At 39.8% G+C, this 13827-nt stretch carries 8 protein-coding genes; all 8 read left to right on the forward strand.

Translation table 11 applies throughout. The features are described from left to right. Window positions 1–2 precede the first annotated feature (2 nt). Complete coding sequence (locus tag FFJ24_RS08170) at window positions 3–929, forward strand: glycoside hydrolase family 43 protein (RefSeq protein WP_246862767.1); 927 nt, start codon at window positions 3–5, stop codon at window positions 927–929. Window positions 930–1126: 197 nt separating this feature from the next. Next, complete coding sequence (locus tag FFJ24_RS08175; RefSeq protein WP_138821005.1) at window positions 1127–2956, forward strand: six-hairpin glycosidase; 1830 nt, start codon at window positions 1127–1129, stop codon at window positions 2954–2956. 156 nt (window positions 2957–3112) lie between these two features. Next, window positions 3113–4471: a sialate O-acetylesterase gene (locus tag FFJ24_RS08180; protein WP_246862768.1), complete on the forward strand. Its 1359-nt coding sequence runs from the start codon at window positions 3113–3115 to the stop codon at window positions 4469–4471. After that, on the forward strand, window positions 4471–7245 hold the full coding sequence (locus FFJ24_RS08185) for a glycoside hydrolase family 2 TIM barrel-domain containing protein (RefSeq protein ID WP_138821007.1): 2775 nt from the start codon (window positions 4471–4473) through the stop codon (window positions 7243–7245). The genes FFJ24_RS08180 and FFJ24_RS08185 overlap by 1 nt, the downstream gene beginning before the upstream one ends. A gap of 164 nt (window positions 7246–7409) precedes the next feature. Then, window positions 7410–10148 (forward strand): alpha-L-rhamnosidase, encoded by a 2739-nt coding sequence (locus tag FFJ24_RS08190; RefSeq protein WP_168202413.1) that lies wholly within the window; start codon window positions 7410–7412, stop codon window positions 10146–10148. A 100-nt stretch (window positions 10149–10248) separates the two neighbouring features. Beyond that, window positions 10249–10908 carry a DUF3826 domain-containing protein gene (locus FFJ24_RS08195; RefSeq protein WP_246862769.1) on the forward strand — a complete coding sequence of 220 codons (660 nt, stop codon included), beginning with the start codon at window positions 10249–10251 and terminating at the stop codon, window positions 10906–10908. A 154-nt stretch (window positions 10909–11062) separates the two neighbouring features. Then, the gene (locus tag FFJ24_RS08200) at window positions 11063–12199 is read left to right on the forward strand and encodes an exo-alpha-sialidase (protein WP_138821008.1); all 1137 of its coding nucleotides are present in this window, start codon (window positions 11063–11065) and stop codon (window positions 12197–12199) included. Beyond that, the gene (locus FFJ24_RS08205) at window positions 12196–13824 is read left to right on the forward strand and encodes an acetylxylan esterase (protein WP_246862770.1); all 1629 of its coding nucleotides are present in this window, start codon (window positions 12196–12198) and stop codon (window positions 13822–13824) included. The genes FFJ24_RS08200 and FFJ24_RS08205 overlap by 4 nt, the downstream gene beginning before the upstream one ends. Window positions 13825–13827: the final 3 nt, after the last annotated feature.

Here is a 13827-nt window from a genome sequence, read left to right on the forward strand (position 1 = left end):
CAGTGTTTAAACCAAAATCCATAGCATCATTTCGTTTCGCCATTATTGGCCTGCTTTTGTGCGGATTAAGCTCCTGCACCAAACAAGCCTATTTATTCACTTCTTTTCATGAACCCGCAACTGAGGGTTTAAGGCTTTTATACAGCTACGATGCCTACCATTGGACAGATTTAAACAAAACCTTTTTAAAACCTGAAGTCGGAATACAAAAAGTGCTACGTGATCCATCCATTGTTCAAGGGCCTGATGGAACATTTCATCTGGTGTGGACCTGCAGCTGGAAAGGTGATAAAGGTTTTGGTTATGCCAGTTCAAAAGATCTGATCCACTGGACGGAGCAGAAATTTCTTCCGGTAATGGAGAAAGAACCTAAAACCGTAAATGTTTGGGCGCCTGAAATCTTTTACGATGACGAGAAAAAGGAATATGTGATCATTTGGGCCTCAACCATCCCATTTCGTTTTGCAAAGGGAATAGAAGAAGAAGAAAACAACCACCGCATGTACAGCATCACCACAAAGGATTTTGTGACTTTTTCGGAGCTTAAACTCTTCTTAGATCCTGGTTTCAGTGTGATTGATGCGGTTATTGTGAAAAGGGCTGTTAAAGATTATGTACTGGTGCTGAAGGATAATACCCGTCCGAATAGAAATTTAAAGGTTGCTTTTGCAAAAAATGCTTTAGGTCCGTATGAAAATATTTCGGAAACCTTTAGCCCTAAATTAACAGAAGGACCAACGGTAGTAAAAGTTAAAAATGATTGGCTGATCTACTTCGACGCTTACGGACAAAAGATTTATTCGGCTTATAAAACAGCCGATTTTAAAACTTTTAAAGATGTAACAGCAGAAGTTTCAGTGCCAGAAGGACATAAACACGGGACAATTATAAAAGTGAAAAAGGAATTGATTGAGAATTTATTGAAATAGCGGTTACAAACCTCGTAGGTTTTTAAAACCTACGAGGTTTAAACTTAAATACTGTTGTCATCCTGAGGCACGAAGGATCTTTATAAGATGAAAAACTGGCTGAAAACCTCACTGTAAGCATTTGAGGTTAATTTCAGGAAGTGCTAATCGGCTAGAGAATCTTCCTTTGTCAGAATGACAGAGACCAAAATATAAACATGAATACATTTAAAATACTTTGTTTAACCCTGCCATTTGCACTTGCGATACAATCCTCGCAGGCGCAGGATACCGTGCGTTATACAGGTAAAACTCTGGTTAATGCCGATTATCACCACGGGCAGCTTTCGCCGGTGATGGGCGTACACAGCATCCAAACGTTTAGGGCAAACCGCGAACACCCAGAACTTGCCGAAAACTTTGGCTGGACTTACAACCACGCACCAATGTTAGCCTATTGGAACAACAAATTTTATATCGAATATTTAAGTGATCAAGTAGGCGAGAGCATCCCGCCAGGACAAACTTTAGTACAATCTTCAACAGATGGTTACACCTGGACCAAACCTGAAGTGGTTTTCCCAATTTACCGCATTCCTGATGGAACGACAAAAGAGGGTAGAACCGATGTAGCGAAAGATTTGGATGCCGTGATGCACCAACGCATGGGTTTTTATGTTTCTACCAAAAATATATTTCTGGTTCTGGGGTTTTATGCCATTAGTTTCGATGCAAAAGATGATCCGAACGACGGGCATGGAATCGGTAGGGCTGTAAGGGAGATTCAGGCCGATGGAAAATATGGTCCGATTTATTTTATCCATTACAATCCCGGTTATTCAGAGAAAAACACCAAATACCCGCTATACACCAAAAGCAAAAGTAAAACTTTCATTGAAGCATGTAATGAATTGTTGTCAAATAGGTTAATGACGCAGCAATGGAATGAAGAAGCAGATAGAAAAGATCCTTTAATTACCTTACAGAAACAATATAAAGCTTTCAGCTACTATCATTTACCAGATGGCAGAGTGGTGGGATTATGGAAAAATGCCCTAACCGCAATCAGCACCGATAATGGCAAAAGCTGGCCTGAAAACGCTTCGCGTGCGCCTGGTTTTGTCAACAGCAATGCCAAAATCTGGGGGCAAAAAACTTCGGATGGCAATTATGCCACCGTATATAATCCTTCAGAATATAGATGGCCTTTAGCCATTTCGACCAGTAAAAATGGCCTGGATTATACCAATTTATTGTTGGTAAATGGCGAAATTACGCCGATGCGTTATGGCGGCAATTACAAGTCGTATGGTCCGCAATATGTGCGTGGCATTGAAGAAGGAAACGGAAAGCCGAAAGACGGTAAATTATGGGTAACCTATAGTATGAACAAAGAAGATATCTGGATTTCTTCGGTTCCTGTGCCGGTTAATGATAAGGCAAAGCAGCATGTAAATGATGATTTCGGCAAATTATCAAAAGATAAAGCACTCGAAATGTGGAACATATACAGTCCGCTTTGGGCACCTGTAAAAGTTGAGGATGGAGCTTTAATCTTAAAAGATAAAGACCCATTTGATTATGCAAAAGCCGAAAGATTGTTTCCTGCATCCCGCAAAATCATTACTTCATTCTCGGTTACACCAAAGCAGAAGGACTTTGGATTATTGGAAATTGAATTACAGGATGCAAAAGGAACCGCTACCGTTCGTTTGACTTTTGATAGCGCTGCAACGCTAAGTGCAAAAGCCGGAGCACGTTATAAAAATTTCATGAAGTACGATGCTGGCAAAAACTACGATATCAAACTGAAGTTAGATGCCTTTACGCGGTTCTATACGATTACTGTCAACGGAAAAGAGGTGCTGACCAGTTTGGCTTTCCAGCCTGTGGCCGATGTTTCACGTATTGTTTTCCGTACCGGCGATGTCCGCCGTTTTCCTGATATAGACACTCCAGCCGATCAGACTTATGATCTTAAAAATGCAGGGGAATCGACAAAAGAGGCAGTTTATTCAATTAAATATTTAAAAACGGAAAGGTTTTAGATGCACAATTTTACTAGAAATATCGTCATTGCGAGTTTTCGATTTTTCATCGAAACGAAGCAATCTTTGCGTAAGGCTAAAAAGATTGCTTCGTCGTGCCTCCTCGCAATGACGATAATTACTATTTTTTCCTTCACCGCCAACGCAAAAATCCTATTGCCACAAATTTTATCGAGCAATATGGTTTTGCAACGTGATAAACCCATTAATATCTGGGGTTACGCTGCTCCAAATGAAAAAGTAGAGGTTACTTTTGCGGGGCAGAGAAAAGAAGCAGTTACCGATAAAAGCGGAAACTGGTCGGTTATGTTAACACCTTTAAAAACATCAGCTAAACCACAATCGATGACGATTTCAGGTACAAACAAAATTGAATTAACCAATATTTTGGTTGGCGAAGTTTGGGTATGCTCCGGACAATCAAATATGGAATATCAAATGCGAAAGCTGGCGAAAATTCCTAAGCCTAAGAATGAAAAACTGGGTTTCCCGTATGACGAAGTGGAAAAAGCTAAAAATTTACAAATCAGGATTTTCCTGGTAAATCGCAAGCAATTAAGCAAACCTGATTCCACTCATAAAAGCTGGGCAGTGGCACAAGATTCAGCATTACGTGCTTTCTCGGCTGTAGGCTATTTCTTCGCTAAAGAAATTCAGGCGAAATTGGGTGTACCTGTTGGCATGATTTCTTCTGCCGTTTCTGGTAGCGCCATCGAACCCTGGGTAGCACCAGAAGCTTTTGCACAGGAAACCTATTTTACAGACAAAAAAGTTAGCAATGACCCCGGAAAGTTTTATACACCAATGATTGAGCCGCTTGCGAAATTCAAAATCCGTGGTTTTTTATGGTATCAGGGCGAAACAAACTGTTTTTTGAATGAAAACATCAGTTATTCCTACAAATTAAAAACATTGGTAAACCTTTGGCGTAAAACCTGGGGCGAGCAGTTGCCTTTTTATTATGTGCAAATTGCTCCTTATGATTACAGTAAGCAAAAAAGCGATAAGATTATCTTAACAGCTGACACAGAACCCAACTTTTGGGAGGCTCAACAGCAGCTTTTGCGCTTGCCAAATACCGGCATGATTTCCACTTCGGATTTGAATGATAACGGTGGAGATTTGCATCCAACCTATAAATGGGAAGTAGGCAGAAGATTAGCGCTATTGGCTTTAGGTAAAACCTACAACCAAAAAATAGATTTTTCAGGTCCCGTTTACAAAAGTATTTCTTTTGTTGGGGACAAGGCAACCCTGGATTTTGATTATTTGAAAACTGATCATTTATCTTCCATCACTGGATTTACAATTGCCGGAAAAGAGGGTAAATTCGTTAATGCTGAGGCTATTGTTAAAAATGGAAAAGTTGTTGTTTCAGCAAAAGAGATCGAAAACCCGGTAGCCGTGCGTTACAATTGGAGCGAAAATCCAACCGGAAATTTTTACAGTAATGGTTTACCCGCATTGCCATTCAGAACCGATAATCCGCTAACCAAACAATTTAAAACCAATTAATGAGACTCAGATTTATACTTTTCTGGTGTTTAACAATAATGTTCTGTAGCGTAAAGGCACAGCAAACAGAAAAACTATATCTATCCGGAACAGGGAACGACAATACCGTTAACTGGGATTTCTTTTGTACCGCCGGTGCTAATTCGGGCAAGTGGACAACCATTCCAGTACCTTCGAACTGGGAATTACAGGGTTTCGGAAAATACAATTACGGTTTCAATAAAGAAGAGAATAAAGGCAAAGAACAAGGACTTTATAAATACAGTTTTAAAGTTCCTACCCAATGGAAAAACAGGAAAATCAATATTGTTTTTGAGGGGTCGATGACTGATACCGAAGTAAAAATAAATGGAAAATCAGCCGGAGAAATACACCAGGGATCTTTTTATGTTTTCAGATATGATATTTCGAAATTAATAAAACTTGGAGGCGATAATTTACTAGAAGTGAAAGTATCCAAGCATTCTGCCAATCAATCTGTTAACGAAGCCGAACGTAAAGCTGATTTCTGGATTTTTGGTGGTATTTTCAGACCTGTTTATCTTGAATCGGTACCTTTAACACATATCGATAGAATTCAGATTGATGCCAAAGCCAATGGAAATTTCGATGCGAAATTAGCTTACACTGGAGATGCGGATAAAGTTGAAGTAGAACTTTTTACGAAAGATGGAAAACGTTTTGGCGATAGGTTTAACACTTCAATAAAAAAGGGAGCTCAAAATATTACTCTTGACCATCAGTTTTCTAATCCTGAATTATGGTCAACGGAATTTCCAAATCTTTATACTGCTCAATTTACATTGATCAAAAATGGAAAGGAAATTCATCAGCTTTCTAAAAAAATAGGTTTCAGAACCGTTGAAGTAAAAGAACGTGATGGTGTTTATATCAACGGAGTGAAAATGAAATTTAAAGGCGTAAACCGTCACTCTTTTTATCCATCATCAGGCCGTACTACGAGTAAAAAAATCAGCATTGCCGATGTATTATTGATGAAAGAAATGAACATGAATGCCGTTCGGATGTCGCATTATCCTCCTGATGGTCATTTTTTGGATGTTTGCGATTCGCTGGGATTGTTTGTAATGGACGAGCTGGCTGGCTGGCATGGCACCTACGATACGCCAACGGGTACCAAATTGATGAAAGAAATGATGTTGAATGACGAAAACCATCCTTCGATTATCTTTTGGGCAAATGGAAATGAAGGTGGACATAACCGGGAACTGGATCATCTTTTTGCTGAAGAAGATATACAAAAGCGCCCATTAATTCATCCCTGGGAGGTTTTTGGCGGTTTCGAAACCACACATTACCGCGAATTTAATTACGGAATTGGTAACTACGATCACGGACATAAAATTTTAATGCCTACCGAATTTCTGCATGGCATGTGGGATGGAGGTCATGGTGCAGGGATCGAAGATTACTGGAATGCCATGTGGAACAATCCACTTTCGGCAGGTGGTTTTCTTTGGGATTTCGCCGACCAGGGGGTAGTGCGTACCGATAAAAACGGCGAACTGGATACTGATGGTAATCATGGCCCTGATGGGATTGTTGGTCCATACCACGAAAAAGAAGGCAGTTTTTACACCATTAAAGAAGTTTGGAGTCCGGTTTTTGTAGAAAAAAGAGAAATGACCGCTGGATTTGATGGTTCATTCCTGCTCGAAAACCGTTATGCTTTCACTAATCTTAATCAATGTACATTCAGCTGGAAATTGAAAAAACTAAAAGCAGGTGAGGATGCTGAATTCAAAACAGGAAAAGCGGATGCGCCAGATATCAAACCTTTTGAAAAAGGAAAATTAAAAATCAATCTTCCTGCTGATTGGAGAAATTTTGATGCACTTTACCTTACCGTAAACGGACCAGATGGCAAAGAATTATTTACCTGGAGTTTCCCAATTGCCTTGCCAAAGGATGATGCAGAGAAATTGGTGGTAAAAACCGGAACTTCAAAAGTAAAATCCTGGGATACAGGAGAGACGTTCTGGATTTCTGTAAATGATTTGACATTTACAATAAATCAACATGATGGAATGTTGGAGAAAGTTACAAATTCTAAAGGCGTAATTCCTTTTTCTAATGGTCCTATTTTACAAGATGCCGTAAATAACTTTAAAAATTTTACAGCTAAAATGGATGGAGAAAATTTGGTTATTGAATCAAAATTCGATAAAAAAGAAAGTTGGAATACCTTACAATGGACCATTTACCCATCAGGTTGGTTAAAAATGGAAGTAAAATATTTTCCTTCAGCTTACTTTACCACTTTCGTAGGCCTTAATTTTTCTTATCCGGAGACTGAAATCAAAGCAGTGGAATATAAAGGAAACGGTCCGTACCGTGTTTGGAAAAACAGAATGAAAGGTACCCAATTCGGGATCTGGAAAAAGGATTACAACAACTCGGCTACTGGCGAGGCGCCCTGGCAATATCCCGAGTTTAAAGGTTATTATTCGAACATGTACTGGTGCGAATTTATTGGCAAACAGCAATCTTTTAAAGTGGTAACCGATCGTGAAGATGTGTTTTTGAGGTTATTCACGCCAAAAAAATCAAAAGATACCGAATATGATAACATGAATCCGACCTTTCCGAACGGTGATATTTCTTTTATGAATGGCATTTCGGCAATTGGCACTAAAACACAGAAACCAGAAACCACCGGACCAATGGGAATGAAACATGTATTTTATGATTTTGATAAAGACCCGACCAGGGCATTGAATATGACGCTGTATTTTGATTTTTCGGGGTTGTAGATTAACCGCAAAGAACGCTAAGTCTTCGCAAAATAAAGAAGAAAAAATAGCCCGCAGATAAGGCGGATTTACGCAGATGAGGGAATCGTTGGTCTGCGGAAATCTCCGAAATCAGCGGGAGCAAATAAAGAATAACTAAGTAAGTGTAATCAACCTGGAAGTGAATGAACATTAAAACCTACATATCGATCATCAGCATTTGCTTACTACCCTTTTCAAAAGTGGTGGCACAAATTGCTTTGCAGCATACCACCTGCGAGATGCTCGAAAATCCTTTGGGAATCGATGTTCAAAAACCCAGGTTTGCCTGGCATATCATTTCCAAAGAGCGTAATGTAATACAAACCGCTTATCAGATTTTGGTTGCTTCATCTGCGGAAAAGTTAAAGGCAAATGAAGGCGATATATGGGATTCTGGCAAAGTAAATTCATCAGAATCAATTCATATTAATTATAATGGAAAACCACTCAATAGCAGGCAAAAAGCATATTGGAAAGTAAAAACCTGGACTAATGTGGGACAAAGTGAATGGTCGGCAAACAACTATTTTTCGATGGGTTTGCTTTATTATAAAGATTGGCCCAAAGGATGGATTGGTTTCGACAGGGCTTTTCCGTGGGATAATATTAAAACAGATTCGCGTTTATCAGCCAGGTATTTCAGGAAAGAATTTCAGAGCACCAAACAGATCAAATCTGCCACGGCGTCGATTATTGGTTTAGGTTTATATGAACTTTATATCAATGGTAAAAAAGTAGGAGAAGACGTCTTGTCGCCATCGCCAACCGATTACACCAAAAATGTAAAGTATAATACCTATGATGTAACCAATTATATTCAGAATGGTAAAAATGCAATCGGTACAATTTTGGGTAATGGCCGGTTTTTCGCCATGCGGCAAAATGAAAAACCATATAAAATCAAAACATTTGGCTTCCCGAAAATGCTGCTGAACATCAATATTATATACACCGATGGGACTACAGCCAATATTGATACCGATGATAGCTGGAAAGGCACCGCCGATGGACCAATCAGGGCCAATAACGAATACGATGGAGAAGAATATGATGCCACAAAAGAAGCAACTGGCTGGAACAAAATTGGTTTCGACGATAGTAAATGGACAAAAGCCGAATTTGTGCAGGAGCCAACAGGAACCATTGAAGCGCAGATGAACGAAAATATGAGGGTAATGAATACACTAAAACCGGTTTCAATTTCAAAATTAGCCGGTGGAAGGTATATCCTCGACATGGGGCAAAATATGGTGGGTTGGTTGCAAATTAAGATAAAAGGGGCAAAAGGAAAACAGATTAAACTGCGCTTTGCAGAATCGTTACAGGAGAATGGTGAGCTTTTCACCGCAAATCTCCGCAATGCCAAATGCACCGATTTATATACCTTAAAAGGGGGAGAAACGGAAACCTGGGAACCTACTTTTAGTTACCGCGGGTTCAGGTATGTGGAGCTTTCGGGATATAGTTATGAACCCTCTATAAATGATTTCGCAGGAAAAATGATTTACGATAACATCAAAACGATCGGAACCTTCGAAACTTCAGATGCGTTAACGAACCAGATTTTTAAGAATGCCTGGTGGGGAATTGCAGGCAGTTATAAAGGCATTCCGGTTGATTGTCCGCAACGTAACGAGCGTATGCCCTGGCTAGGCGATAGGGGTGCGGTAGCTTACGGAGAAAATTTCGTTTTTGATAACGGCAGGTTTTATGCAAAATGGCTGCAGGATATCCGGAATTCGCAAAAAGAAGATGGTGCTATTCCTGATGTTGCGCCTGCATTTTGGAGGTATTACAGTGATAACATGACCTGGCCCGGGGCCATGCTTTTGGTTACAGAAATGCTGTATAAACAAACGGGCGATGTTGCTGCTGTTCGCGATAATTATCCGGCAATGAAAAAGTGGTTGGCTTACATGCAAGATCGCTACATGAAAGATTACATCCTCACCAAAGACAGTTATGGCGATTGGTGTATGCCACCAGTTACCATTGAGTTTGGAAGAGGAAAGAGTGCCGATAAAAAATACCCATCCGAGTTAATTTCTACGGCTTATTATTATCATTTTACCCAGTTGATGATCCAGTTTGGGAAAGCTATCGGCAACGAAGAAGATGTAAAAAACTATGAGCTTTTGGGGAATCAGATCAAAGATGCTTTCAACCAAAAATATTATAACAAAGAAGGCTATTATGCTTCAAATGCATTCACTGATAACATCATTCCGCTTTATTTCGGGATGGTTCCTCAAAATAAAGTAGAGACCGTTTTTAAAAACATCACGAACACAGTCGAAGTAACCAATAAAGGACATTTAAGCAATGGGTTGGTGGGTATTCAGTGGCTAATGCGCTGTTTGAACGATTATGGCAGACCAGATTTAGCATATACAGTGGCCACACAAAAAACTTATCCTGGCTGGGGTTACATGGTCGAAAATGGTGCCACTACGATCTGGGAATTGTGGAATGGAAATACCGCCGACCCAAAAATGAATTCCCAAAACCATGTGATGATGTTGGGTGATTTATTAATCTGGTATTACGAAAACCTGGCTGGAATCAAATCTGAAAGTGCTGCTTTCAAAAAGATTACGATGAAACCTGAAATGATTAACGGCTTAAATTCTGTAAATGCAAGCTATAATTCGGTTTATGGCCTGATAAAAAGTAGTTATACCAAAACAGCAGATCAATTTAAATGGAATGTAACCATACCCGCAAATACAACGGCAATGGTGTATATTCCTGCAAATAGTAGAAGTGAAGTTTCAGAAAAGATAAAATCAGTTAAAGATTTAAAATTTATAAAAATGGAAAACAATAGAGCCGTTTATGAAATTGGCTCGGGAGATTATGCTTTTGTGGTGGAGAAGAAATAAAATAATGGTTCGTGGCGACACTAACCATGGCGAAAGACGATTACAGGTACAAGCCTCGGTTTGTGTCTTCACAAACCGAAACAGAAATTAAAATACAATTATGAGAAAATTTTTTAAACCATTTATGCTGCTGACGTTACTACTAAGCACAGTAAATACTTTCAGTCAAACCAAAGATGTTATGGTACCCGAAGAAATTTTAACCAAGGCAAAAGAATGGGTGGCTGCATTGAATTTAACCGATGCTACTAAAAAATCTGCGGTAGAAAATACCATTATGGTTCATTTAACCACCGTTAGAGATTGGCACAACGATCATCCATCTTCAACTGTTCCTGATGGAATTAATCCGGTTACAGGAAACAAATTAAGCGATCTGGATAAACAAATTATTGCCGATTCTGCCATGCCTTCAACTGTGCATCAAGCTTTAATAAACGACTTAAGAAAAAACCTCACACCAGAACAGCTGGAAACCATTCTGGATAAATACACCATCGGAAAGGTTGCTTTTACGATGAAAGGTTATAAAGCAATCGTTCCTGATTTAACGGCAGATGAAGAAGCAAAAATTTTATCTTTCTTAAAACAGGCCCGTGAGCAAGCTATAGATTATAAAAGTATGAAAGAAATTTCTGCAATTTTCGAAATTTACAAAACCAAATCAGAACAATTACTCAATAACAATGGACGCAGCTGGAGAGCGCTTTACAGTGCGTATACTAAAAAAATAAAAGAGGAGAAAGCAGCTAAACAGTAGGCAGTTTATTTAGCCAAATCGTCATTCCCGCGCAGGCGGGAACCACGCAGTGCTCAGCGAAGCTAATCTTAAAGCAAAGGATATGCAGTGCTAATGCAGTAGGATTCCCAGTCAAGCTGGGAATGACGCCAGCGGGTAGATTAATGAAATAATTATGTTAAAAAGAAAAATATACATCACATTAGGACTTGTTTTCGTAGCAGTAATTACCGCTCATGCCCAGGTAGAAAAGTGGCAAACCGGGATTGTAAAACAAGAATTCCTTTACGATAAAGCGCCATTTCCATCGTGCCATTCTGCAACAATAGCAGAAACACCAACAGGTTTAGTCGCTTCATTTTTTGGGGGAACAAAAGAGCGTAATCCCGATGTTGAAATTTACATCAGCCGTTTTGTAGATGGAAAATGGATAGCACCGGTTTCGGTAGCTAATGGTATCCAACCTGAAGGTAAGCGATTACCAACCTGGAATCCAGTTCTATATCAGGTGCCCGGCGGAGATCTGTTATTATTCTATAAAATCGGACCTAAACCTTCCGAATGGTGGGGTATGATGAGAACTTCAAAAGATGGTGGCAAAACCTGGTCGGATGCCACTAAATTACCTGATGGCTATATCGGTCCGGTTAAAAATAAACCAGTTTTGCTAAGTAATGGGAATCTTTTTGCGCCATCAAGCAAAGAAGGCGACGGCTGGAAAATCCATTTTGAAGTAACCAAAGACAATGGCAAAACCTGGAGAACCATTGGTCCTTTGCCCGAAAATGGAATCAAAGCCATTCAACCCAGTATTTTACAGCATAAAAACGGCAAACTGCAGATTTTAGCCAGAACTGCCAATAGGGCAATTGTCGAATCGTGGTCTACAGATAACGGAGAAACCTGGTCGCCATTAACCAAAACATCCCTGCCAAATAACAATTCGGGAACGGATGCCGTAACCATGAAAGATGGTCGCCATGTTTTGGTGTACAACCATGTATTGCCTCCGGGCGATTTAGCCAAAGGACCAAGAACACCATTAAATGTTTCCATTTCTAAAGATGGAAAAGAATGGTACGCAGCATTGATTTTAGAAGATTCGCCGATCAGTCAGTATTCTTATCCGGCAGTTATCCAGACCAGCGATGGCTTGCTACACTTCATTTACACCTGGAGAAGAGAAAAAATCAAACATGTAGTGGTAGATCCATCAAAATTAAAACTAAAGAGAATTGAAAATGGTGTTTGGCCAAAACTGAAAGGTTATACCGCGCCGGTAATTACCGAAACTAAAAACGAGGAGCCATGAGAAATATAAAAAAAACGTCATTGCGAGCGGAATGCAATGTAGCCGAGAAATCTTTTATCGACAGTTGTTTTTGCGTTCGTCATGCTGAATTTATTTCAGCATCTTTCATGCCAGGCCTCATTGCTATTAAGACCCTGAAACAAGTTAAGGGTGACGACCGTTCATGCATGGACTCTAATTTAGTTAATCTTGCCAATATTAGGGAAGCCATCATAAAACCGACAGAAAAAGTTAAGTTTTTCATCTTTGTCTTCCTTTTATTCGCTTTTACAAATCTCTCCGCCCAAACCCAAAACACCGACAACCTCTACAAAAAACCATTAGTTGATGTCCTTAAAGAGATCCAAACCAGATTTAAAGTACAGATTAAGTATTCGGAGCCTCAGGTAAAAGATAAATGGGTGAACTATGCAGAATGGCGTTTCCGTACCGATGTAGATGAAACACTAACCAATGTGCTGATGCCATTGGATATGAAAGTAAACAAGGAAAAACCCGGCGTTTACAAACTTAAAGAATACGAATATTACCGTTGGGAAGTGCAGGATGGCTGGGCTTATCTTGATACGCTGGCGACAAAATACCACGATAAAGCCAGCTGGGAAAAACGCAAAGGGGAAATCAAACCTGAACTTTATCAGGCCTTAATGTTATCACCTTTGCCTGCAAAACCTAATTCAAAACCGATTATCACGGCAAAAAGAGTTTTTGATGGGTATTCAGTAGAAAATATTGCTTTAGAAATATTGCCTGGTGTCTGGATCAACGGATCACTTTACAAACCATTAAATGTTAAGGGAAAAATCCCGATGGTGTTAAGTCCGGATGGACATTGGGAAAAGCAACGCTACAGACCCGATTGCCAGATCCGTTGCGCCACCATCGCCAGGATGGGAGCAATGGCTTTCAGCTATGATTTATTTGCCTGGGGCGAATCGATGCTCCAGTTTAAATATGAAGACCACCGCCGTAGTTTAGCACAAACCGTGCAGGCTTTAGGTGGAATAAAGATTTTGGATTATTTCTCTTCTTTAAAAGAAACGGATACCAGCAGAATTGGCATTAGTGGCGGTTCAGGTGCCGGCAGTCACTCTATTTTAATAACTGCTATGGACGATAGGATTAAATTAAGCGCTCCGGTGGTGGCCATGTCATCGTATTTTTATGGTGGTTGTCCTTGCGAAAGCGGAATGCCCATCCACCAATGTGGAGGCGGAACCGATAATGTAGAACTGGCCGCTATGGCAGCACCGCGACCACAATTATTAGTTTCTGACGGCGGAGATTGGACAGCACATACACCCCAGCATGATTTTCCGTATCTCCAAAAAATGTACGGCTATTATGGTGTGCAAGATAAAGTTGAAAATGTACATCTTCCGGATGAAAAACATGATTTTGGCATTAATAAACGCATTGCATTGTACGATTTCCTGATCAAGAACTTCAAACTTAATGGTGCCGCCGTTAAAGATAAAACCGGCAAATACGACGAAAGCAAAGTGACCATCGAAAAGGAAAACGCGATGTATGTTTTTGGTGATAAAGGCGAAAAATTACCTAAAAATGCAGTAATGGGCTTTGAGAACCTGGAAAAACTTTTTCCATTAAGTACAACAAAATAACAG

The organism is Pedobacter sp. KBS0701, assembly GCF_005938645.2.
GTDB lineage: Bacteria > Bacteroidota > Bacteroidia > Sphingobacteriales > Sphingobacteriaceae > Pedobacter.

Bases quoted from the DNA above. Each gene is read 5' to 3' on its own strand.
- FFJ24_RS08195 (WP_246862769.1), top strand. From the start codon at position 10,249: ATGAGAAAATTTTTTAAACCATTTATGCTGCTGACGTTACTACTAAGC.
- FFJ24_RS08190 (WP_168202413.1), top strand. From the start codon at position 7,410: ATGAACATTAAAACCTACATATCGATCATCAGCATTTGCTTACTACCC.
- FFJ24_RS08175 (WP_138821005.1), top strand. From the start codon at position 1,127: ATGAATACATTTAAAATACTTTGTTTAACCCTGCCATTTGCACTTGCG.
- FFJ24_RS08200 (WP_138821008.1), top strand. From the start codon at position 11,063: ATGTTAAAAAGAAAAATATACATCACATTAGGACTTGTTTTCGTAGCA.
- FFJ24_RS08205 (WP_246862770.1), top strand. From the start codon at position 12,196: ATGAGAAATATAAAAAAAACGTCATTGCGAGCGGAATGCAATGTAGCC.
- FFJ24_RS08185 (WP_138821007.1), top strand. From the start codon at position 4,471: ATGAGACTCAGATTTATACTTTTCTGGTGTTTAACAATAATGTTCTGT.